We start from the raw sequence: 22,404 nt of genomic DNA, 5'->3' as shown, positions 1-22,404 counted from the left end.
TCGTCGGGGCCACCACTGAATCTCCATCCGGTGCGACGCCCGAGGCACGCGCCGGGTGGGGGATGCCGGCTTCATTCCGGGGGCTGCTAGATTCAGGAAGGTCGGCGAAGGTCCGGAGATCATTCCACCATGACTGAAGAACAGCAGAAAAAACGGCTGGATGACGATATTTGCGTCCATATCTTTGCTGCATCGGCGGCGATGGTCGGCGTCTGCATTACCGTCATCGGCATCTTCCAGGTCGTGGTTGCACTCAAACGCGAGGACGCGGTCGGGGACGACCTGCTGGCAATCAACGCCATCCTCTACCTGACCACGGCAATCCTCTCCTACTGGGGCCTGCGAACGCGGAAGTTGAATCGCAATCACCTGCTGGAACAGGTGAGCGATGCCTTGTTCCTGATCGCCCTGGCCTTCACCACAGTGGTTGCCGGCCTGATTGCCTGGACCATTAACCTGGATTGAGTCGAACTTTTCGATTCAGTCGTCCGTCCCTGCGCGCGGCTTGGCTGCGGGGCTCGGGGTGTAGAACAGGAAACGCCTGGTCTGCGCAGTCTCGACGTACTCGTGGGCCCAATCCGGTGAAACGTCGCGGTCATGGAAATACAGCGCGCCGCCGGTGCGGTCCTTCAGTTGGCCGTTGAGCGCCTTGCGCGCAATTTCCGTGGCCAGTTCGTAGCGATCTTCCTCCACCACTTCGTCGGGGCGGCCGTCGCACCACCAGGAAAACTGGCAGCTCTTGGTTTCCGAACCCTGCTTGACCACGGCGCAGACCGTATCGGGAAAGTCGTCGCTGGCCAGCCGGTTCATCACGACATTGGCGACCGCCTCCATTTCGTGCGGCGGCTCGCCCTTGGCTTCCCAGTAGATGGAGCGGGCGAGGCAGGTGATGGCGTCATCCAATGGCGCCTCGCCAGCCGGGTCAACCGCTTGTGCCTCGCTGGGGGTAATGGGGGCGGTCTTGCCGCTGGTTGGTGGTTCGTCCCTGGCTGCCTTCTCTTCCAGAACTTCGGCTTTGTTCTCTGCCGCCTGGGCCTTCTGCTGAGTGTCTGTGGCTGATGCGTAACCCCCCAGGAGCAAGGCGGCTACGCAGAGTGACCCTGCTATCCAGCGCATGTTGGACCTCGCTGATGCCATGACATCGAAGCCGTCACGTGACAGCGAGGAACGGGACGGCAGTCGGCGAGTATGCGTCGCTGGGCAGACCCGCTTGAGGGATAGACTGCGCCCCCTGCTATTCATTCCAACTAAAGGCACTGGAGCCCACGGGCGGCGTGGCGTCTCGCCGTTTCACCCGTTTTGTTCAGGGTGCCTGGTGGTCAGTGTTCCATCACATAGGTGCCGGGCGCTGCGCAGAGTGGCGGGTACTTGCGCGAGCCGGCTTTCTTCGGTGCCGCAAGGCTCTCGCCCGAGCGTTGCTGGATCCACTCACGCCAATGGGACCACCAACTGCCCTGTTGCCGCTCGCCGGCGTTCTGCAACCAGGATTCCGGGTCGCTGAAACTGGCCGGCGCTGCATAGTAGAACGACTTCGGATTGCCCGGTGGGTTGACCAGGCTCTGCAGGTGCCCGGCATTGGACAGCACGTAGGTGGCGTCCTCGCCGAACAGGCGGGCCGTGCCGTAGCAGCCTTGCCACGGCGTGATGTGGTCGGTGGTGCCGCCGATCACGTAGGCACCGACCTTCACCTGGGTCATGTCGATGGATTCGCCGGCAATCGAAAGGGTTCCCGGATTGCTGTAGGGGTTCTGCTGGACCAGATCGAGGTAGTCCGCATGCAACTGTGCCGGCAAACGTGTGGTGTCGTTGTTCCAGGCGAGGATGTCGAAGGCGGGCGGCTTGTTGCCCAGCAGGTAGTTGTTGACCCAGTAGTTCCAGATCAGGTCGTTGGGGCGCATCCAGGCGAACATACGCGCCATGTCCTGGCCGCTCAGCACGCCCTTGCGCTTCGAACTGGCCTTGGCGGCACGCAGCGCGGCCGGAGTCGCGAATAGCCCGAGGGTGGTGTCGTCCAGCGCGGACGGCATGTCGAGCACGCACACTGCCCAGCTGGTATTGGCCACCTTGTGGCCCTCACCGCGGGCCGCGAGCCAGCCCAGGTAGGCCGCCAACGTGATTCCGCCGGAACAGGAGCCCCACATGTTCACGTCCGGGCTGCCGGTGATCTGGCGCGCCACATCCACCGCCTGATCGAGGCACAGGGCGTATTCGGACAGACCCCAGTCGCGGTGCTCGCTGGTGGGGTTGCGCCAGCTGATGACGAACAGGTTCACGCCGCTGTCCTGGATCCACTTGATCAGGCTTTTTTCCGGAGCGAGGTCGATGGCGTAGTACTTGTTGATCTGCGGCGGTGACATCACCAGGGGCCGCGCATAGGCGCTCCCGGTAGTGGGCGCGAACTGCAGCAGCTCGAACATCTCGTTACGGAACACCACCTCACCCTTGGATGTGGCGATGTTCTCCCCGACCTTGAACGATGTGCTGTCGACCTGCGACGGCAGCCCACGCTTGCCCAGGATGTCCTGGGCGAAGTGCCGAATGCCCCTGGCCAGGCTCAGGCCGCCTGTATCCACCAGCTTGCGCAAGGCCGCGGGGTTGGTAAGCGGTGAGTTGCTGGGGGCAATCGCGTCGGCCAGCAGGGACGCGACGAATTGGGCCCGGCTCTTTTCCAGCGGCGGTAGATCAGTGGATTCGATGAAACGGTTGAACTCGCCCTGGCCAGCCAGGTAGCTCTGCAACAGGGCACGCAGGAAGACGTTGGATTGCCATGCCGGATCAGCGAAACGCTTGTCCTTGGGGTCGGGTGCAATGGTGGAAGTGCCGCCGACGATGGCGCGCAGTTCCTTCAGGTACCCGCCCAGATGGGCGCCGGCCTTCAGCGGCGACTGGCCGAGTGCCTTGAGCAGATAGCCGGCCGAGCCCGCCAGGTCCGCCGCACGCACGCTGACCAGCGGATTGCCTGCCAGGGTCTGGTTCGTCGCCGTGCCAATCAGTTCATGTTGCTGCGGGTTGCAGGGGAGGTCGGCGTCTTTGCGGGGGCGACGTGGTTTGGTTGCTGCGGGGCGTTGCCTGGCAGTAGCGGTCTTCGGCGTACGGGGGGATTGGCTCATGAAACTCTCATTTTTCTTGTTCGGAAACGGTGGACGGCAGCGACTCTAGGCCCCATGGGGCGCGGGAATCGTGCATCCCACGACAGGCGTTTTTCATTTCATGACAGGGGGCGGGCGGTCCGACGAGCGCGCGCCATTCCAAGGAGCGGAGGGCCGCGAATAGCCGAATTCGCCCGGTTGCAGGCGTCGGTGCGCGTCGGGCCTGTCAGGCGCAGACCCTCGCGGGAGAGAAAAACGGGGGAGAAGGGTGGGAGGCCCGCCTGCGTTACCCGGCCTGCGAGCCCATGACCCTCGCCAGGTTTTCTGGCTGCGGCACGCCCTGCTGTACTACTTTCCCTGCTCTTCGAGGGATTCCAGGGCGCGCGCCAAGCTTGCCTGCGAAAGTTCACCCAGGTGGCTGCCGATCTGGCGGCCCCCGGTGTCGTAGAACAGCGTGGTGGGCAGCGCCGTGGAGCCCACCCGCTGGCCCAGCCGGTTGCCGCTATCGAGCAGGACGTTGTCCAGGGCCAGACTTTCACCATCCAGGAAACGGCTGACGGCTTCGGCCGCCTCGCCCTGGTTGACGAAGAGGAACAGCGTGTCGGGATGGGCGGCTTGCGCTGCCGCCAGCACTGGCATCTCGCGTCGGCAAGGTGGGCACCAGGTTGCCCAGAGATTGATCACCAGCGGCTTGCCGGCAAGGTTTTGCAGTGCCACGGGGCGACCCTCGATATCCATCAGGGCCAGTTCCGGCAGGCGTGTGCCGCGATCGAGTGCGTGCCAGGTGAGGGTGCCCAGCCCCCAACTCGCCACGCCAACAGCCATGGCGATGCCCAGCGGCTTGCGTATGGCGGGCATGCGCCACAGCAGCCAGCCACCCAGGAGCAGGGCGGCAAGCACGCCCGGCCAAGCAATGAAACCGCCGTCGCGGATGTCGATCACCCGCCAGGGCTCCTCGCGGAAGTGCTCGAAATAGGCAGCCACGAAGGCCAGTCTCGCCACCAGCAACGCCAACAGCAGCAGGCGGAATAGCCAGCGCTCCGGGTTTTGGCCGTTGCGCCGGCCTATCCACCAGCCGGTGAGGGTGGCCAGCAGCAGGCTACCGAGAATCAGCACATGGGGCAGTGCCAGGGTCAGGGGTCCAATGTTCAGGGTCAGCATCGGCCACTCCGAGCCAATACTTCGACCGCCCCCTGCACCTTGTTCGTGTACCAGATCACCCGGCTCACGCCACGCGTGATGGCCACGTAGGCCAGACGCAGGCTTTCGTCCTGCATGGCCTGGTCGTAGCTGTTGCGGAAGAACCCCGAGTAGGCATAGAGCGCATTGCGCAGCGGGTGTTTCTCCGGCGGTGCGCAGTCGTCGACGATGATCGCCACTTCCGCCTGCAAGCCCTTGGCGCGGTGGATGCTGTAGGCCCGCACCGGCAGCGCCGAATCGAGCTGGGCCTGTATCTGCCGGAGTGGTTCGTTGCGCCGGGAGAGCAGCAGCACGGGATTGCGGTCGGCATTCGTGCGGCTCGCCACATGGGTGCACTGGGCCTGGATGTCCTGCACCAGCTCGGGCAGGCGCGTCTTGAGGTCGAAGCGGCTCACCAGCTTCACACCGTGGTCGCCTGGCTGCATGGCCTTGAACGCCTTGCTGCCCTTGGCCTGCTTGAAGGCCACGCCCTCCAGCACCGCTTCACCATCCCGCAGAATCGGCTCGATGGAGCGGTAGTTGGTTTCCAGCGTCAGCACGGTGCTCTTCTTCGTCTTGCCCTTGCTGGGGAAGTGTCGGTCGAAGTCCATGAACAGCTCCGGCGAGCTGCCACGCCAGCCATAGATGGACTGCCAGTCGTCGCCAATGGCCATCAGGCTCACCGCTTGACCCTGTCGCGCCAGCGCGCGATGCAGTGCCTGCAGCCACTGGACGATCTGCGGCGAGATGTCCTGGAACTCGTCGATCAGCAGGTGGCAGAAGGGCGCCAGGGCCTCGCCGGGCAGGCCGTTGCCCTTGGCCAGCACTTCTCCCAGGCGCTGGAAAGCGGCATTGAAAGTCATCAGCCCCTGCTGTTGCAGCACGGCCTCGAAGTGCTTCCAGAACTGCACCAGGGCCTCGACGAAGGCGCGCTCCCTTGCCGAGCAGGCCAGGGCGCGGGGTTTCAGGCGGTCGAGGCGGATGCCGATGCTCTCCATGAACCCGGCCTGCATGTAGAAGGCTTCGAACAGCGGCAGCGGGGTGAATTCGCCGGCCAGCTTGAAGCTGTCCAGTGGTGCCTTGGGTATCCGTTGGGGCTCGCCCTCGACCGGGGCAGGCAGGGGCGGCAGGTCCAGCAAGCTATGCACCCGCTCGCGGAAGTCCGCATTGGCCGCGTAGCAATCCTGGTAGGCCTGCTGCAACAGGCGCTGTTGGGCCGGTCGGAGTCGACCGGCGAGCAGCGGGTTGTCCAGCTCGCCGCTGCCGGCTTCGTCCAGTTGCTCGAACCAGCGCGGATTGCCCAGCAGCTCCTTGGCCAGGGTGCCCATGGCCGAGTGGAAGGTGCGCACGCACTGCCGAGCCTGGGCGGCATCGAAGGGGAACTGCCAGAAAGGCAGAACTCTGAGCAATTGCTCGCGGAGCTGGGCGCAGGAGGCATTGGTAAAGGAAATGACCGTGAGCCGCTCCGGCGCCACACCCATGTGGCAGAGCATGAAAACCACCCGCAGCACCAGTGTGGTGGACTTGCCGGAACCGGCACCGGCAAAGATGCGCGTGAGCGGGGCGCGGCCGAGGATCATCGCCCATTGCTCATCGGACGGCGGGCTGACTACCCCGGCGGCCACGGCCTGGACCACGCGCTCGCGCATGGCCTCCATCTGCGCGTCGGTCACCTTCATCCGCGCGCCGGCGTAGATGCCTTCGTCGGCAGGTTTCTCCGGCTTGGCGGGGCCATCGCCAGCGGCGGCCTTCCTGGTGCCTGCGGCCTTGGTCTTGCCGGCACTGGCGGACTTCTTCGCCCTTGGTGTGGGCTTGCGCATCTGGGCGGCCGCTTCACTCTCGGCGCGCAGGTACTCGGTGGTTCGCGGGAAGTAACGCGCCAGGGCGCGTTTCATGGCAGACAGCATTGGATCGATCCCTGTAACCACGACAAAGCGCGGAATTCTAAGCGCTTTTGCGTGAAGACTGGATGATGGCGGATTGGCTTCAGGGGGCTAGGAGCATGTGGGTATGTGCCCGAGGTCGGCTTTTCCCTTGTGGGAGCGAATTCATTCGCGAAAGGGCAGCGGAGCTGTCTCTGGGGCTACCGGGCCGGTCTTCGACCTGCATCGCGATTGAAATCGCTCCCACAGTACCAGCACGGTGCCACCGCACTTCGTGGGGGGCGAATTCATTCGCCAAGGGTGGCGTAGCCGCCCTGCGAGGTTGGGTTGGCGAACCTGCAGTCCGCCTGGCAATTCAAATCGCCCCCATGGTTGCCCGTAGGGTGCGCTGTGCGCACAAACCCCAATGCCCGGTGCGCGTGGCGCACCCTACCATCGGACACGGTTTCGTTCTTCAGGCTGGCGCGTGGTGCTGCCACCACTGGTGAATGGCGCTGGCCAGCTCGCCCACTGACAGGGTGCCGTCAAGGATCAGGGTCAGGGGTTCGTCCAGCGGTTCTTCCAGATCCGCGAACTGACTGTCCAGCAGGCTGACCGGCATGAAATGCCCGCGGCGCTGTGCCATGCGCTCGGCGGCGGCTGTGGGGGAGAGTTGCAGGTAGGCAAACCCCAGCGCCGGAATGGCATGGCGCAGGCCATCGCGATAGCTGCGCTTGAGGGCAGAACAGGTAAGGATGGGATGCTCGCCAGCGCGGTAGGTCTGCTTCAGCTGTTTTTCGAGCGCATGCAGCCAACTGGCGCGGTCCTTGTCGGTCAAGGGCAGGCCGGCGCTCATCTTCTGGATGTTGCGGTCGGGGTGGAAGGCATCCCCCTCGATCAGCCGCGCCCCAGTGCGCACCTCCAGCGCCCGGGCCACGGCGGACTTCCCGCTACCGGCAACACCCATGATCACTACTGCGTTTATGGGCTCGTACATCGCGATATCTCTGCTGCTGGTACTTAAACCATAGGCAATGGCAGCGAAAAGAGGGTTTCAGCCGCTTGTTCGAGGGGCGCGAGGACTATCCGCAGGATGGGTAGGGCGAAGCGAACCCATCCTGCCCGATTGATGGGATTCTCAGATGCGCGGAACACCGCCCGACCCATCCTGCGATGGAGCGAGGCGTCAGCTGGCGAGGGCTGCCTGGCCCCACAACCCCCGCACCACCTCCTGACTCTCCCACCTGCGCAGCAGCCGGTCTTTCACCTGCTTGGCTGGTCCCTTGGCGGCACCCTGGACTGGCGCTGCTCGCCACTACTGGCCCCGGACCTCTCAGGCCTCGCACCGGTTCTGGTCTAACTCGTCGGGCTCGACCCGCTGCACGACGAAGGCGTGGCCTATGCGCAGAAGTCTGAAGCTGCGGGTAACGAGGTGAAGCTGCTCAGCCAGGCTGGCCTGACCCATGATTTCCTGCCAATGGCGGGGCTGCTGTCCGAGGTGGAAGGGATTCACCTGGAAGCAGTGGAGTGGGTGGCGGGGAAGCTCGTGGGCTGAAGGCCTCCGTCAGGCTTGCCTTGCCATTCTTGTGGGGACGAACTCATTCGCCAAGGGCGGCGCAGCTGTCCCTTGCAACGCTCTGGGGAGAACCTTCGGTCCGCTTAGAGATTGATATTGCTCACACAAGGTTTGGTCAGGACTCGTGCTTCCTAAAAACAATCGCGACTTTATTGTTTGCGCTTCAGAACGCAAGAGTTCCGGCATATTGTCGAAATCAGCCGCTGTGGTATCTGTATCGTCCAGACAAATCGGTAATGGCATTACCGTCGCTCACCAGCTTAATTTATGAGTAGTTCTAGTCGATACGCGTCTGGGGGCGGGCGCTTGCCCCGATCATTACCAATGAAAGGACTGGCATTACCTATGCGCATTATGGTCGTGGACGACGATCCCTGGCTGTCTGATCTGCTCAAGCAAATGATCCATGCATCCCGGCCGACAGCTGAGGTGGACAGATTTGATCGTGTGCAGGATGCACTGGATGCATGGGAGCTGGGGCGTTACCAGTTGGTACTGGCTGACTGGAATCTGCCCGATGGCACGGGTATCGAGCTACTCCAGCACATTCGTGATGAGGACCTGGAGATACCGCTGGTGGTCGTTACCGGGCGCTCGGACCGCGAAAGTGTGCTGGAGGTGAGAAAGCTCGGGATCAGTGCCTACATATCCAAACCCTTCGATATTCCTTCGGTGATGACCAGGATCGAGGCCCTCCTGCCAAAGGACGAGTCCGCGCCCGAGCAGTCCCTTGGCGACGGTGACCTGGATGGCTACTTGAGTCGCCTGTCGGCTATCGATCTGGACCTGCCATTACTGTCCACGGTCAAGGAGCGGCTTCAACAGGCGTTCAACGGGGTACCGGTGGATTTTCGCGAACTGACTGCCCAGTGGCAGCATGATCCGGCGATCTGTGCCTACTTGATCTCCGCCGCCAGTAGCGCGGCCTATAGCAGCACGGCGCAGCCTTGCCACAGCCTGGCGGAAGCGCTGAAGCGCCTGGGTGGGCGGACGGCCTTGAACCTTGCCATTGCCGTGGCCCTGCGTCAGGCGTCTACGTCGGATGATCCTTTGATCGGATTGATGATGGAGGAGCAGTTTGCAGCTTCTGAGCGTCTGGCCGAGCGTGTAGTGGGTCTCGCCCGGCAGGGCAGTCTCGATCCTGCGCCATTCCATGCCGCAGCGTTGCTGCACCGGATTGGTGAGCTGTGCGTGCTCTATCAGGCTCAGCGCTGGGGCAGTCAGGGTAATCATGTCGACGACAACAAACTCTTGTCGGCGATCAAGACCTATGGACGCTCGTTTGCGATTGCCCTGAAGGCTCACTGGGCCCTGCCGATGGGCCTGCGTGAGTTGATCGGTGCCGTTTACGCCCTGCCTCAGTCCCATTTCCGCCGGGAGTTGGTTGTCATGCGTCTGGCGGCAGCGCTCGGTAGCGGAGAGTCGCCGGAGGCGATTGAACGTCTCAAGGCGCTGGCGGGCATTTCTTGAGCGAGCTTGCTGGCTGAGTTGGTCTAGTCTCTCCAGCAGAAAGGGATTTCCGGGAGTTCGGCATGCTCGATTTTGCGGCAAAGATGGGCCCGGTCATCCTGATCGTGGATGATCAATCAACTGACCTGGATATCCTTCGCGAAGCCGTGGCCGACCTTGGCAAGGCCCATGTCGCCAGCGATGGGCAGATTGCTCTCGAGGTCGCTGGGTTCTGTCGCCCCGATCTGATTCTGATGGATATCGAGATGCCCGGTATGGATGGTTTCGCACTCTGCCGGGCGCTCAAGGCCGACCCCAAACTCTGCGACGCCGCCATTCTTTTCGTCACCTCCCATACCCAGACCGACAATGAGATCCGTGCGCTGGACTTCGGAGGGGTCGACTTCATCCAGAAGCCCCTGAACATTCCGGTGGTGCGTGCGCATGTGCGCGCCCATCTCAATCTGCGCAATGAGGCCAAGCGACTGGCCTACTACGACCCGCTTACCGGCCTGCCCAACCGGGTACTGTTGATGGACCGCGTCGAGCAGGCCCTTCAGCAGGCGTCGCGAAATGGTGGCAAGGTCGCCCTGTTGCTGCTCGACCTCGATCATTTCAAGAGCATCAACGATTCAGTAGGCCACTCGGTCGGGGACGCCATCCTGGCAGAGGTCGCAGAGCGGTTGAGCGGCAGTGTCCGCCGAATCGATACCGTGAGCCGGCCTGGCGGCGACGAGTTCGTGGTCCTGCTACCCGAGGTGACGCGGCTGGATGCCATCGGCGACTTCGTCGAGCGCGTGCTTGCCATCCTCGCAGCACCGATAGAAATCTGTGGCAACCGCTACAACCTCTCCACCAGTGCGGGCGTGAGCGTCTATCCCGACGACAGCGATAGCCTGGAAGCACTCTACAGTCATGCCGACACTGCCATGTACCAGGCCAAGCGTCAGGGGCGAAACCGCTACCGCTTCTTTTCCCATGCCCTGGAGGACAGCACCCGTGCCCGGCATCTGTTGGAGCAGCACATGCGCAGCGCCCTTGAACAGGGCATTTTCGAGGTTTTCTATCAGCCCAAGCTGGATGCGCGGGATAGGACCTTCTGCGGAATGGAAGCCCTGATCCGCTGGCGCCAGCCTGACGGAACCCTTGTGTCTCCGGCGGACTTCATCCCGGTTGCCGAGGAAACCGGCTTGATCGTCCCGCTGGGCCGGCACGTCCTGTCCCAGGCCTGCAAGGACGGCTGGAGCCTGCTTCAGACGGGGGCGCAGGTACCTGTCAGCGTCAACATCTCTGCCGTGCAGTTTCGCGAGGACAGTTTCTTCGAGATGGTCCACGGGATCCTTGAAGAGTCGGCTCTTCCACCGTCCCTGCTGGAGCTGGAAATCACCGAGGGCGTACTGGCCGACGATATCGCCAAGGCACGGGAAGTGCTGGATGCCTTGAAGGCACTTGGTGTCCGGGTGGCCATCGATGACTTCGGCACCGGCTATTCCAGCCTGACGTACCTCAAGCGCTTGCCGATCGACGTGCTCAAGATCGACCAGAGCTTCGTTCGCGACATGCTGGATGACCGCAGCGATGCTGCGATCATCGAAGCCATTGTGCGGATGGGCCAGGCTTTAGGGTTGGAGCTGATCGCCGAAGGTGTTGAGACTCAACGGCAGGCAGATAGGCTCATGGAGCTGGGATGCTGGCTGATGCAGGGTTACCTCTATGGCCGTCCGATGCCATTTGCCCAACTGAAACTCCTGCTCGAATCCGGCAATCTGAAACGGGCTTAGACCGGAAACCTTATTCCCGTTCACTTGCCACCTGCCATGGGGGCCATTTGAAAAAGCGTTTCCTGGATCTCATTCCGAGTACGGCCGTCACAGCAACCTTTGTGGCCGGAATAGCCGTCACGTCCCTGGTCACTGACTGGTTGCAGGCGCATAACCGCGCACAGACAGAGGCTGCTCTGACCAGGGCGGTCGAGCGCACCAGCCAGGCCGTGACCAACCGCATGCACATCTACCAGTTCGGTCTGCGTGGTGCGCGGGGTGCCATACAGGTAGTTGGCGAAGACCAGATTACCCGCAGTCTGTTCCACACCTACGGCCGGACGCGTAACGTGGAGAGCGAGTTTCCCGGGGCTCGCGGATTTGGCTTCATTCGGCGCGTTCCTGCTGTGGAAGAGGCAGCGTTCCTGGAACGGGCGCGGGCCGATGGCACGCCGGATTTCTCCATTCGCCAGTTGACGCCCCATGATGGTGAACGCTTCGTCATCCAGTACATTGAGCCCGTGGAGCGCAACCTGGCCGCAGTCGGGCTGGATATTGCCTCAGAGCAAAATCGGCGGGCGGCCGCCGAAGCGGCTATCCGCACCGGAGAGGCGCGTCTAACTGGCCCCATTACCTTGGTCCAGGCGACCGGAAAGCCACTTCAGTCGTTTCTCTTCCTGATGCCCATCTACCGGACGGTGGTCACACCGGCATCCGAGGCAGATCGGCTGTCGCAGAGTTTCGGCTGGAGCTATGCCCCGCTGTCGATCGAGGAAGTGCTCACTGGCCTGCCGCTGCCGTCCGAGGGCGTCAGACTGCTGCTCCGTGACGTGACCGAGCCTAACGCGCCAGTTCAGTTCTACGAACGTCAGCAGGTTGATAGCAGTGACGTGGCGCTGATGCGCACCCACGTTTCCCAAGATGTATTCGGGCGGCGCTGGAACATTGAACTGGTGGCCTATCCCCGTTTCGCCCGTGAGTTGAATCAGATCTCGCCCCGAACTGCTTTCGGCGTCGGGGGACTGCTTACCCTGCTGCTCTCCACCCTGGTCGGGGTCCTGGGCGTCAGCCGCAGGCGTCGCGCCGATGTGCTGTCGGAGCAGGCCAAGCTCGCGGCCATCGTCGAGAACTCCAATGACGGCATCATCGGCCAGAACCTGGACGGCATTGTGACCGCCTGGAACCGTGGCGCTGAAAAGATATTTGGTTTCAACAGCGACGAGGTGATTGGTCGGCCCCTGGCGGGACTCATCCTGCCCCTTGACCTCGCTGAAGAAGAAAGGGCGCTGCTCAAGAGCACGGGGCGGGGCGAGCGCATCGAGCACTTCGAAACTCGCCGCATGCACAAGGATGGCCGGCAGCTGGACGTTTCTGTGACCGTCTCACCGATCTGTGACGAGAGCGGCGCGGTGATCGGTGCCTCCAAGACCGTGCGCGACATTTCCCTGCAGAAGCAGGCTGAGGCCCGGATCCTGGAACTCAATGCCGGCTTGGAACATCAGGTCGCCGAACGTACAGCGGAGCTGCGCGAACTCAATCTGCTGCTGGGCAATGTGCTGAACTCCGCGTCACAGGTGTCCATCATCGCCACTGACCTGAACGGCATCATCACCGTTTTCAACAGCGGAGCGGAGCAACTGCTGGGCTACCGTGCCGATGAGATGATCGGTGTTCGGACGCCCAACATTCTCCACGTGCTGGAGGAGGTTGAGCAGCGCGGCAAGGAGCTGAGTCAGGAGTACGGCGAGAAGATCGAAGGCTTCCGCGTCTTCGTCCATAAGCCTGAACTGGAAGGGGCAGAGGCGAGGGAGTGGACCTACATACGCAAGGACGGCACGCACTTCAGCGTTACCCTGGTCGCGACTGCAATGCGTGACTCCGATGGAAAACTGGCCGGTTATCTCGGCATTGCCATCGACACCAGTCAGCGCAAGGAGGCAGAGCAGAGGCTGGCTGACAGCCTGGCGGTGACACGCACCATTCTGGATACCGCGGTCAACCCTATCATCAGCATCGACCAGAGCGGCGTCATTCAATCCTGCAATCACGCCACGGAAAAGGTCTTCGGTTACCAGCCCGACGAACTCATCGGGCAGAACGTACGCATCCTGATGCCGGAGTCTTTCAGCCGCGACCACGACCAGTATCTCGATGCTTTCCATGACCGAGACGCCGCCGGGGAAGTTGGCATCAATCGCGAGGTGGAAGCCCATCGCAAGGACGGCAGCGTCTTCCCGGTGGAGATCAGCCTGGGCGCCATGCAAATAGGCGGGCAGCCCATGGTGGTGGGCGTGCTCTTCGACATTTCCGAGCAGCGCCGGCAGCGCGACGCTATCGCTTCTGCCCGTGACCAGTTGGCCCTGGCCTCCGATGTGGCGAAGCTCGGGGTCTGGTCCTGGACACCCGATGATGATTGCCTGCAATGGAACGACCGGATGTTCGAAATCTACGAACAACCGCTATCTCTCAGGGACAGTGGGCTGAATTACCAGCATTGGCTGGAGCGTTTGCACTCTGACGATGCCGCCGACAGCGTCGAGCGACTCCAGGGGCTGGTAGACGGTCGCGGCGCCTTTGAGACAATGTTCCGACTGACGCTGCCCAGCGGCGAAGTGCGTTACGTGCAGGCGGCTGCGCGGATCGAACGCGCTTCCGATACCGGACGTCAGAAAGTCACGGGCATTAACCGCGATATCACGGAGGAGCATGAACTGCAGTCGCGCCTGTTCTTCGCCAAGGAACAGGCCGACGCGGCCAGCGCCGCCAAGAGTGCCTTCCTGGCCAACATGAGCCATGAGATCCGTACTCCCATGAACGCCGTGCTCGGCATGCTGCACCTGGTTCAGTCCACCGAGTTGAGTACTCGCCAGCTCGATTACATCCGCAAGGCCCACGGTGCGGCAAAATCCCTGCTGGGCTTGCTCAACGACATTCTCGACTATTCCAAGATCGAGGCAGGCAAGCTGCAGCTCGACCTTCATGCGTTCGAGCTGGAGGGGCTGATGACAGACCTGGCAGTGGTGTTGGGGGGCAACCAGGGCGGGAAGGATGTCGAAGTGCTATTCGACCTGGATGCATCGTTGCCCAAGGTCCTGATGGGGGACAGCCTGCGCCTGCAACAGATCCTCATCAATCTGGCGGGCAATGCGTTGAAGTTCACCGAACGGGGGCAGGTCACGGTAAGCCTGCGCGAACTCGCTCGCCGGGGCGCGCGGATTAAGCTGCGGGTTTCGGTCAGCGATACCGGTATCGGCATCAGCGAAGAACAGCTCGGGCGTATCTTCGAAGGTTTCAACCAGGCAGAAACGTCCATCAGCCGACGCTACGGCGGAACCGGCCTGGGCCTGGTGATCTGCAAACGGCTGGTCGAGCTCATGGGCGGGACCTTGCAGGTGGAAAGTCGGTTGGGCGAAGGCAGCCGATTCTGGTTCGAAGTGGAATTGGGCGTGGTGGAAAGCGTCGATTCCTTGCCCACGGACCCGGCGAGTGACCTGGACTTGCGCGTCCTGGTGGTGGACGACAACGTGGCTGCCCGCGAGCTACTGGCCCGGACCGCCACCGAGCTGGGCTGGGAAGCGGACCAGGCGTGCGGCGGGCGTGAAGCGTTGTCGCGCGTGGCCTCTGCTGCCGCGGAAGGTCGCCCATTTGACGTCGTCCTGATGGACTGGCGCATGCCCGATGTCGACGGACTGGCCGCTGCTTACATGCTGCGAGAGGCGGCGGGTGATGCGCTGCCGCCCCTTGTGGTGATGATCACGGCATACGGTCGCGAGGTGCTTGCGGACATCCAGCAGGATGGCCGGGCTCCCTTCGCCGCGTTCCTGACCAAACCTGTCACGCCGCAACAACTTGCCGCCACTTTGCGCAGTGTCGTGACCGGGCAACAGGTACTGTCTGAAGGCGCACCAATTCGCGCGGAAGGTCGCCTAGGGGGTATGAAGCTATTGGTGGTCGAAGATAACGCGCTCAATCGACAAGTGGCCCAGGAACTGCTGCAAGGTGAGGGGGCCGACGTTTCCCTGGCTGAAGGCGGCCATCAGGGGGTCGATGCCGTCTTGCTAGGGACGCAGCGATTCGATGCCGTGCTGATGGATATCCAGATGCCCGATATGGATGGCCTGGAAGCTACTCGCCTGATCCGCCAGAGCCCGCTTCACAAGACGTTGCCCATTATTGCCATGACCGCCAATGCCTCGACTTCCGAGCGTGAGGCGTGCCTGGCTGCTGGGATGAATGAACATGTGGGCAAGCCCGTGGACCTGGAAAGACTGGTGACCGTGTTGAGGCAGTCGCTGTGTGGGGGGCAGGCCGCCCCCGCTTCTGAAGGTACTGCACACGCAACGGAGATTGAGTCAGCTGAAGGCGTGCTCAGGAGATTTGGTGGAAATCTAGTGCTGTTGCGGCGTGTGTTGGGCAACTTCGCCGGGGATATGAGTAATCAAATGGCCCGTCTGGAGCAAATGGCGAAGGCTGCCGACACACGGGGCGTGCTGATGCAACTGCATACGCTCAAGGGAAGCGCTGGAACCATGGGCGCCAGTGGTCTCTCTGCCCGCGCGGCGGCGCTGGAGCAGGAGCTCAAAAAAGCCGATGAGACCGGGGCGCAGGCGTTCATGGCCGACACCGGCTGGCTGCTGGAACTGGGAGGACTGCTGGCTCGTAGCGATGCTGAACTAAAGGCGCTCTTCGCGGCTTCTGGCGATCAGGCGCAGAGCGAGATTGTGGAGGTCGTCAACGGGAACGACTGGCAGCGCACCCTCAAACAGTTGCAGGAGCTGCTCGCCAGCGGCAATCTCCTGGCCATCGAACGGACCGAAGCCCTCGAAGCCACGGTTCCAGCCCGCTGCAGGGAGGTCTACGACGATCTGCGGCGGGCTGTCGAATCCCTGGATTTTCGTGCTGCCAGGGTGTTGAGCGAGAAACTCATAAATGCGTTGGAAGGGGCTTGAGATGGAAAAGGGGGCCTATGCATCAAGGGTAAAGCCCAGGCTGTTGCTGGTGGATGACCAGCCGCTCAATATTCGCGCATTGAGCGAGTTATTCCGCTTTGACCACGAGATCTACATGGCCACGGATGGGGAACAGGCGATCGAGTTGGCCGAGAGGCTGCATCCAGACCTGGTCCTGCTCGATGTGGTCATGCCCGGTATCGATGGCTATGAAGTTTGCCGCCGGTTGAAGACCAACCCGATTACCGCGGATATTTCGATCATCTTCGTCAGCGCCATGGGAGAGGAGGAAGATGAGGCAAGGGGGCTCGAGATGGGGGCTGTCGACTATATCGGCAAGCCGTTCCATCCGGGAATCGCCCGTGCCCGGGTGAAGACACACCTGACCCTCAAGCTGCAGAGCGACCGGCTCCGAAACCTGGCGACGCTGGATGGCCTCACGGGGATTCCCAATCGTCGTGCGTTCGACCAGCGGCTAGCTGCGGCCTGGAACCAGTCTTGCCGTGATGCTGGATGGCTGGGACTGATCCTGATCGATATCGACTACTTCAAACGGTTCAACGACCACTACGGGCATCTGATGGGCGACGAGTGCCTGCGCAGGGTGGCCGCGGCACTCGAAAATGCGATCAGGCGGCCATTCGACATGGTCGCTCGTTATGGTGGTGAGGAATTCATCTGCATCCTGCCAGGCACCAATCTCAATGGTGCCGCCACTGTCGCGACGCAGCTGGCAGCGAGTGTCAGGGACATGCAGATCCCCCATGCCCAATCAGCGGTAGCGGACAGCGTCACGATTTCCCAGGGCGTTGTCAGCCTCATGCCTGTGATTGGCCAGGATCCGACCCAGCTTGTGTCCCTGGCGGACAAGGCACTTTACAAGGCGAAAGAGGACGGTCGCGCACGGTTCAGCTTGGGCGAGCCGGTGCTCTGAAGGCTCTCCGCCAAGGCCACCTGTCGGCAACTCGCCCCTGAACGACGGACCAGTTCGATGGCTGCCCGCTTGAATTCGGGGCTGTATTTCTTGCGCTTCATGAACACTCCTTCAGCTTTGTGTGAGCTTACTCGAAAGTGTCCGTGTTAACGGGGTAGAACCCCGACGGCGCTACCGCCTCAGGGCAGGCGCATGGCACCGCGCACGCTGCCCAGTACCATCCGCTTCATCAACTCCAGCCCTTGTTCAGCCGGCAGGCCGCTGGCGTCCAGCCAGGCAGGCAACTGGTTGAGCAGTGACACGATGCTGGCTACGGCACCGCGTCCGGCGGCATCCAACGGGTGGCCGGCCAGTTGCTGCAAGGGTTCCAGCAGGGCGGCTTCATAGGCCTGGCGCAGTGTGCGGGCCTGTTCCAGGCGCTCGCCGGATAGGCAGCGGGCTTCCAGTTCGGCGAGGCGAAAGTGCAGGCCCATGGGCTGATGCAGGGCGAGGTGGGCATCGATCAGCGCGGCCAGGCACGCGGCCGGGTCGCGGTGTCGTCGGGTGGCCAGGGCGGCATTGTCCAGCAACTGCTCGTAGAGTTCTTCGATGAACTCGAACAGCAGCGCTTCCTTGCTTTCCACATGGTAGTAGATGGAGCCTGCCTTGATTCCCAGCTGTGCCGCCAGGTCGCGCATGCTCACCTGGCCGTAGCCTTGCTCGGCGAACAGAGCCAATGCCAGGTGACGGTTTTCCAGATAGCGGGAGGGGCGGGTGGTCGTGGCGTCGAGCATGGTGTTGGCCCTCGAATGGCGTGCCCCGGCACTCTATCCAGCGCATGCGGCAGGGCCTAGGTCGAAAGCGCTCCAGTACCTTGGCGTTTTTTTCCATTGATCGGCTGTGGGCCCGCAAACGAGGCCAGGCCTTACTACGTATCAGAACTGAATGCTTGAAATAATTCGGATCAGGAGTAGAGTTGAAGCCATAGCAAATCTCCCAGGAGACGCCATGAGCATTCCCGCCGGCCATGTCATTCCGGACCTTCAGAGCGGCGAAGCCGGCCGTGTGGCCCTGAAGTTCTTCTTCAACCTGATGGACAAGTGGGGTTGCACCAAGGAACAGCAGCGCACGCTGCTGGGCTCCATCGGTAACACCACCTACTTCAGCTACAAGAAGCTGCCCAGTGTGCGCCTGCCCCACGACACGCTGGAGCGCATCTCCTACCTGATGGGCATCCACAAGTCCCTGCGCATCCTCTTCAGCAACCAGGAGGCGCGAGCCTACGAGTGGGTGCACAAGCCCAACAGCGCCGCACCCTTCAACGGCCGTAGTGCCCTGGAGTACATGCTTGGCGGTCAGGTGGTGGATGTTGCCGATGTGCGTCGTTACCTCGATGGAGTGCGCGGCTGATGACCCAGGAGTTGCTGGTGGAACGGATTCCTGACTGGAACAAGGCCTATCGCCTGGTCAACAGCGCCTTCCCGCCGATATCCGTATTCGAAGACACTCTCGATCCTGCTGACCTCGAGTTGGCCTTCGCCATCGAGGCGATGACCAACGACCGCCTGCGCGACCAGGTCGGGGAGATTTCCCGTGTCGCCGCAAAGGACCGTGTCAGCGGCACTGGCGCCACAGTGGTCATGGCCGTGTTCACCCATATCGGCCGCAGCAGTCGCTTCACTGATGGCAGCTTCGGTGTCTATTACTGCGCCAGCTCGATCGACGCCGCCATCGCCGAGACCCGCTACCACCAGGAACGCTTCTGGCGTGCCACCCAGGAGGAGAGCATAGAGGTCACCCTGCGTGCCTACGTCAACAAGGTGGTCCAGCCGATGCTCGATGTACGTGACCGCACGGAACTGCACGATCCCGACCCGGCGAGCTACGCCACCAGCCAGGTCTTCGCCGGGCTGCACCGCAACGAGGGCAAGTGGGGCTTGCTGTACAACAGCGTGCGCCTGCGGGGGCATGAGTGCGTGGCGGCTTTCCGTCCGCCAGCACTGACGCTTCCGGTACAGGGAGCGCACTTCCGCTACATCTGGGATGGCCGCACGCAGAGCTTTTCCTGCGTGATGAAGATGAGCCCCGTCGGCTGACCGCTTCCCCCGAGATCACCCGCCGGAGGTTTCCGCGATGAGTTCGTCCACGACCGCCACCAGCGCCTGCTGGCGAGGCAGGCCGGCCTGCAAGGCCTCGCGGTAACGCAGCAGCTGACGGTCCGCGCTGCTGCCGTAGCGCAGCACATGCCGGCCGCGCACGAACGCCTGGCTATCTCCCTCGGACTCGGCCAACGCACCGAAGCAGCCATGGGCCCTCGCCAGCCAGGCACCGGCGGAGAGGCTGGCCTCGCCCGAGGCATCCAGGTACATGCCGTGGATGCCGAAGCGCATGGCACGCCAGTAGTTTTCCTTGAGTACCAGGCGTTGCAGCTGGGAATCCTGCGGGTCGCCGTCGTCCTGGGCCATGGCCCAGCTCACCAGCGCGCGGAACAGGGCGACGATGCACAGCGCATCTTCCACCGAGGGGCAGGCATCCGCCGCCATGAGCTCCAGGCTGGGGAAGCGCGGCGATGGGCGCACACACCAGGCCAGGTCGCTTTCGCGGCGTATCGATCCCGAAGCCATCAGCCACTGCACGTAGGCATCGAAGGCAGGTTCGTCCGGGAAGTGCTCGGGAATGCCCTTGTGCGGCCACTCGGCGCAGACAGCCTGGCGATAGCTCATCAAACCGGTCGGTCGGCCGTTCCACAGGGGTGATGAAGTGCTCAGGGCGAGAAGTAGCGGGAGCCAGCCGAGCACCCGGTTCATCACCCGGATGCGGTCGATGTCCGGCGGGACCAGCACATGCACGCGCATGCCACAGACCAGACTGCGGTGGGCAATCATTCGCTGGTCTTCGAAGAGCGGTTGGTAGTGCGAGTCGTCTGATGGCACCTGCACGTGCCAGTCGGCGAACGGATGGGAGCCGGCGCAGATGGGCGCCAGCTGAAATTCCCCGGCGAGGCTCGCGAGACGCGTGCGGCGTTCCAGCAGGCAGGCGCGTGCTTCGGCAATTTCAAGCAGGCTGGGTTGCACCATGTCCAGCCGAATCAGGCTCTGGAACATCTCCTGGCTGAAACCTTCCTTGAACGCATTGCTGGCCGCCTGCAGGAAACCGTCGGGTAGCTGCGACGGCAGATTGCGGCTGCGCTTGTCCACCAGAAAGAATGTTTCCTCGACGCCGAATCCGGGTGCGAGCGGATCTTTAGGCATGCCGGCCGCCTCAATCTTGCCTAATGCAAAGTGACGTACCGGCTGGCCGAGGTTTCAAGGACCGTTTGTCAGCAAAGGCTCTGCAATGGGAGTGTCATCGGGGCGAGGGATGCTTTCCGAAGAAAAAACCGACCGAAGACATTTACGTGGTGAGTTTCCCTGCTAGGTTTTTCAGTCCGGCCACTCGATTGGTGGGGAGGACTGAGAATGAATAATTTGATGCTTCGCCAGGTTGAGGACACCTTGAACAAGATGAGCGTCACGTTTCAGTTCGAATGCTTGTGGGAGCCCGATGGCAGCTACTCCATCACTCTGCGCAACCAGCATCTTGCGATACCGCGAACCAAGGTGGCCGGCATCAGCCAGCGTGAGTTGAAGGATGAGACCAGTACCCAGCGGCTGGGACTGGAGCTGATGGACCGGGTCCTGGAAGACTGATGAAGCACCAATCCCAGTCGCCGAAGCTGCAGGTCCTGCACCAGCCTTCCGGCAAGAACCCCAAGGTGGTCGAGCGTGTCGCCATCTTCATGGTGATCGGTGTTTTCATGCTGGGTGTCTACGGCCAGTATTCCGGCCGTGGACCGGGCATCGAAGTCGCGAAGAGCAAACCGGTGAAAATGCCGGTGTTCGAGTTCCAGCGCCTGAGCGCCAACCCCGCTGAACGGACTGCCTCGTCCGGGCAGCGCCCCCAGCAGGACAACCGCAGCGCCCAGGGGCAGCAGGCGCGGGTGCAGTTGTAGCCGACTGCGCATGATCCCCTGTAGGAGCGACTTCAGCCGCGAAGCGGGCTGAAGGTTTGCCTGTCAGGCTTGCAGGCCGGTGCGTGGTAGATCGCGAATGAATTCGCTCCTGCAAGGACGAGTGCCTTCCCGTGGGGGCGGGTCCAAAAGGTCGGTCGTTACTGCTCAAACCACCAGACACCCTGGCACATGCCGGGTCCAGGCGCTGGCCTGTTCATAGGCATGGGCCAGTTGCAGCACGGCGAGGTCCGCCCTGGGCGGGCCAATGATCTGCAGCCCCATGGGCAGGCCGCGGCTGTCGAAGCCCACCGGAACGTTGGCCACCGGGCAGCCGGAGAGGGTGGCGGGGATCACCACTTCCATCCATCGGTGGTAGGTGTCCATGGCTCGGCCTGCAATCTCCTTCGGCCAGTGCTGGGTCTTGTCGAACGGGAACACCTGGGCGCTGGGCAATAGCAGGTAGTCGTAACGTTCGAACAACTGGCAGATGGCGCGGTACCAATCGGTGCGTGCCGCAGAGGCGCGGGACACGTCCATGGCCGAGAGCCCGAGGCCGTTCTCCACTTCCCAGATCGCTTCCGGCTTGAGCTGCTCGCGCCTGGCCAGGTCGGCATAGTGTCCACCTAGCGAACTGGCCACCTGCCAATGCCGCAGGGTGCGCCAGGTGTCCCAGAGCTGGGGCATGGCGTACTCGGGCCGGGCATCGTCGATGCTGCAACCGACGGATTCGAAGTCCTTGAAGGCTGTGCGGCACAGCTCAAGTACACCGCGTTCCATGGGCAGGTAACCGTCGAAGTCGCCCAGCCAGCCGAGGCGGGCACCCTTGAAATCCCGCTGCAGGGCGCCGGCGAAGTCCTGGCCGCCTTCGGCGATGGACAGCGGCGCGCGTGCATCGCCACCGGCCTGTACCGACAGGAGCAGGGCGACATCACGGGTGTTGCGGCCCATTGGGCCTTCGTAGCCGAGCTGGTCGAAGAACAGGTCGGCGGCATCATCGAAAGGCACCCGTCCCTGGGACGGGCGAAAACCGATGATGTTGTTGAAGGCCGCCGGGTTGCGCAGCGAACCCATCATGTCGCTGCCGTCGGCCACCGGCACCAGGCGCATGGCCAGGGCTGCCGCCGCGCCACCGCTGCTACCACCCGCGGTGCGGCTCGGGTCGTAGGCGCAGCCGGTGGCGCCGAACAACGGGTTGTAAGTCTGCGAGCCGAGGCCGAATTCCGGTGTGTTGCTCTTGCCAATGATGATTGCGCCAGCGGCCTTCAGGCGTTCGACCATGATGCCGTCGCGTTCGGGAAAATGGTTGCGGTACAACGGTGAGCCGAGGGTCGTGCGTATGCCTCGGGTCAGTGAAAGATCCTTCACTGCATGGGGTAGACCGTGCATCCAGCCCTTGTACTCACCTCTGGTGAGTTCCGCGTCACGCTGGTCGGCTTCGGCGAGCAGTTGCTCGGCCGGTTGCAGGCTGACCAGGGCGTTCACGTGCTGATTGAAGCGTTCGATATGGGCCAGGTAATCCTTCATCACCTCGCGGCAGGACACCTGGCGCTGGCGGATGTGCAGGGAAAGCTGGTGGGCCGGCAGTTGCACCAGCTCACTGATGGGTTCGTTCTTGCTCATGTTCCTGCCTTGGGCA

At 62.7% G+C, this 22,404-nt stretch carries 18 protein-coding genes; 10 read left to right on the top strand and 8 right to left on the bottom strand.

Annotated elements, in window-relative coordinates:
- Nucleotides 1–129: 129 nt before the first annotated feature.
- Nucleotides 130–465 carry a hypothetical protein gene (locus tag E8E75_RS18020; protein WP_280359523.1) on the top strand — a complete coding sequence of 112 codons (336 nt, stop codon included), beginning with the start codon at nucleotides 130–132 and terminating at the stop codon, nucleotides 463–465.
- A gap of 15 nt (nucleotides 466–480) precedes the next feature.
- Here the strand turns inward: E8E75_RS18020 and E8E75_RS18015 are convergent, their stop codons facing one another.
- The 5 genes from E8E75_RS18015 to E8E75_RS17995 all read right to left on the bottom strand — a co-directional run bounded on the left by E8E75_RS18015 (nucleotide 481) and on the right by E8E75_RS17995 (nucleotide 7,127).
- Nucleotides 481–1,116 (bottom strand): cell wall hydrolase, encoded by a 636-nt coding sequence (locus E8E75_RS18015; protein ID WP_153921753.1) that lies wholly within the window; start codon nucleotides 1,114–1,116, stop codon nucleotides 481–483.
- Between the two features lie 203 nt (nucleotides 1,117–1,319).
- On the bottom strand, nucleotides 1,320–3,110 hold the full coding sequence (locus E8E75_RS18010; RefSeq protein WP_280359521.1) for an alpha/beta fold hydrolase: 1,791 nt from the start codon (nucleotides 3,108–3,110) through the stop codon (nucleotides 1,320–1,322).
- Nucleotides 3,111–3,437: 327 nt separating this feature from the next.
- Nucleotides 3,438–4,250, bottom strand: a complete 813-nt coding sequence (locus E8E75_RS18005; RefSeq protein WP_280359519.1) for a TlpA disulfide reductase family protein — start codon at nucleotides 4,248–4,250, stop codon at nucleotides 3,438–3,440.
- Complete coding sequence (locus E8E75_RS18000; protein ID WP_280359517.1) at nucleotides 4,244–6,175, bottom strand: DEAD/DEAH box helicase; 1,932 nt, start codon at nucleotides 6,173–6,175, stop codon at nucleotides 4,244–4,246. Before E8E75_RS18000 ends, E8E75_RS18005 begins: the two co-directional genes overlap by 7 nt.
- Before the next feature lie 430 nt (nucleotides 6,176–6,605).
- On the bottom strand, nucleotides 6,606–7,127 hold the full coding sequence (locus E8E75_RS17995; RefSeq protein ID WP_120650801.1) for a gluconokinase: 522 nt from the start codon (nucleotides 7,125–7,127) through the stop codon (nucleotides 6,606–6,608).
- Nucleotides 7,128–7,508: 381 nt separating this feature from the next.
- Here E8E75_RS17995 and E8E75_RS17990 point away from each other — a divergent pair, with 381 nt between their 5' ends.
- The 5 genes from E8E75_RS17990 to E8E75_RS17970 all read left to right on the top strand — a co-directional run bounded on the left by E8E75_RS17990 (nucleotide 7,509) and on the right by E8E75_RS17970 (nucleotide 16,798).
- On the top strand, nucleotides 7,509–7,685 hold the full coding sequence (locus E8E75_RS17990; RefSeq protein WP_306109951.1) for a hypothetical protein: 177 nt from the start codon (nucleotides 7,509–7,511) through the stop codon (nucleotides 7,683–7,685).
- Between the two features lie 345 nt (nucleotides 7,686–8,030).
- Entirely contained in the window at nucleotides 8,031–9,176 is a 1,146-nt protein-coding gene (locus E8E75_RS17985) for a response regulator (RefSeq protein ID WP_178123593.1), read from the top strand.
- Between the two features lie 62 nt (nucleotides 9,177–9,238).
- Entirely contained in the window at nucleotides 9,239–10,936 is a 1,698-nt protein-coding gene (locus E8E75_RS17980) for an EAL domain-containing protein (protein ID WP_280359515.1), read from the top strand.
- Nucleotides 10,937–10,983: 47 nt separating this feature from the next.
- Complete coding sequence (locus tag E8E75_RS17975) at nucleotides 10,984–15,864, top strand: PAS domain S-box protein (RefSeq protein WP_280359513.1); 4,881 nt, start codon at nucleotides 10,984–10,986, stop codon at nucleotides 15,862–15,864.
- Nucleotides 15,845–16,798: a diguanylate cyclase gene (locus tag E8E75_RS17970; protein ID WP_280359511.1), complete on the top strand. Its 954-nt coding sequence runs from the start codon at nucleotides 15,845–15,847 to the stop codon at nucleotides 16,796–16,798. Before E8E75_RS17975 ends, E8E75_RS17970 begins: the two co-directional genes overlap by 20 nt.
- 179 nt (nucleotides 16,799–16,977) lie before the next feature.
- Here E8E75_RS17970 and E8E75_RS17965 read toward each other — a convergent pair whose 3' ends face one another.
- Nucleotides 16,978–17,571 (bottom strand): TetR/AcrR family transcriptional regulator, encoded by a 594-nt coding sequence (locus E8E75_RS17965; RefSeq protein WP_280359510.1) that lies wholly within the window; start codon nucleotides 17,569–17,571, stop codon nucleotides 16,978–16,980.
- 214 nt (nucleotides 17,572–17,785) lie between these two features.
- Between E8E75_RS17965 and E8E75_RS17960 the strand changes: the two genes are divergently transcribed.
- A complete protein-coding gene (locus E8E75_RS17960) occupies nucleotides 17,786–18,187 on the top strand; it encodes an MbcA/ParS/Xre antitoxin family protein (RefSeq protein WP_280359509.1) in 402 nt (133 codons plus the stop codon).
- Nucleotides 18,187–18,873, top strand: coding sequence for an RES family NAD+ phosphorylase (locus E8E75_RS17955; protein ID WP_174235572.1), 687 nt, complete (start codon nucleotides 18,187–18,189; stop codon nucleotides 18,871–18,873). The genes E8E75_RS17960 and E8E75_RS17955 overlap by 1 nt, the downstream gene beginning before the upstream one ends.
- Nucleotides 18,874–18,888: 15 nt before the next feature.
- Here E8E75_RS17955 and E8E75_RS17950 read toward each other — a convergent pair whose 3' ends face one another.
- Nucleotides 18,889–20,028 carry a carboxylate-amine ligase gene (locus E8E75_RS17950; RefSeq protein ID WP_120650807.1) on the bottom strand — a complete coding sequence of 380 codons (1,140 nt, stop codon included), beginning with the start codon at nucleotides 20,026–20,028 and terminating at the stop codon, nucleotides 18,889–18,891.
- 207 nt (nucleotides 20,029–20,235) lie between these two features.
- Between E8E75_RS17950 and E8E75_RS17945 the strand changes: the two genes are divergently transcribed.
- Entirely contained in the window at nucleotides 20,236–20,466 is a 231-nt protein-coding gene (locus E8E75_RS17945; protein ID WP_162945803.1) for a hypothetical protein, read from the top strand.
- Nucleotides 20,466–20,768: a hypothetical protein gene (locus E8E75_RS17940; RefSeq protein WP_120650808.1), complete on the top strand. Its 303-nt coding sequence runs from the start codon at nucleotides 20,466–20,468 to the stop codon at nucleotides 20,766–20,768. Before E8E75_RS17945 ends, E8E75_RS17940 begins: the two co-directional genes overlap by 1 nt.
- Before the next feature lie 165 nt (nucleotides 20,769–20,933).
- On the opposite strand, the gene E8E75_RS17935 is transcribed toward E8E75_RS17940, so the two are convergent.
- On the bottom strand, nucleotides 20,934–22,388 hold the full coding sequence (locus tag E8E75_RS17935) for an amidase (RefSeq protein ID WP_280359508.1): 1,455 nt from the start codon (nucleotides 22,386–22,388) through the stop codon (nucleotides 20,934–20,936).
- Nucleotides 22,389–22,404: the final 16 nt, after the last annotated feature.

The sequence above is a fragment of the Pseudomonas sp. BN606 genome, assembly GCF_029873115.1.
Taxonomy (GTDB): Bacteria; Pseudomonadota; Gammaproteobacteria; order Pseudomonadales; family Pseudomonadaceae; genus Metapseudomonas.
Note: the sequence above shows the minus strand (reverse complement) of the source record. Positions and strands in the feature narration are given on the sequence as shown.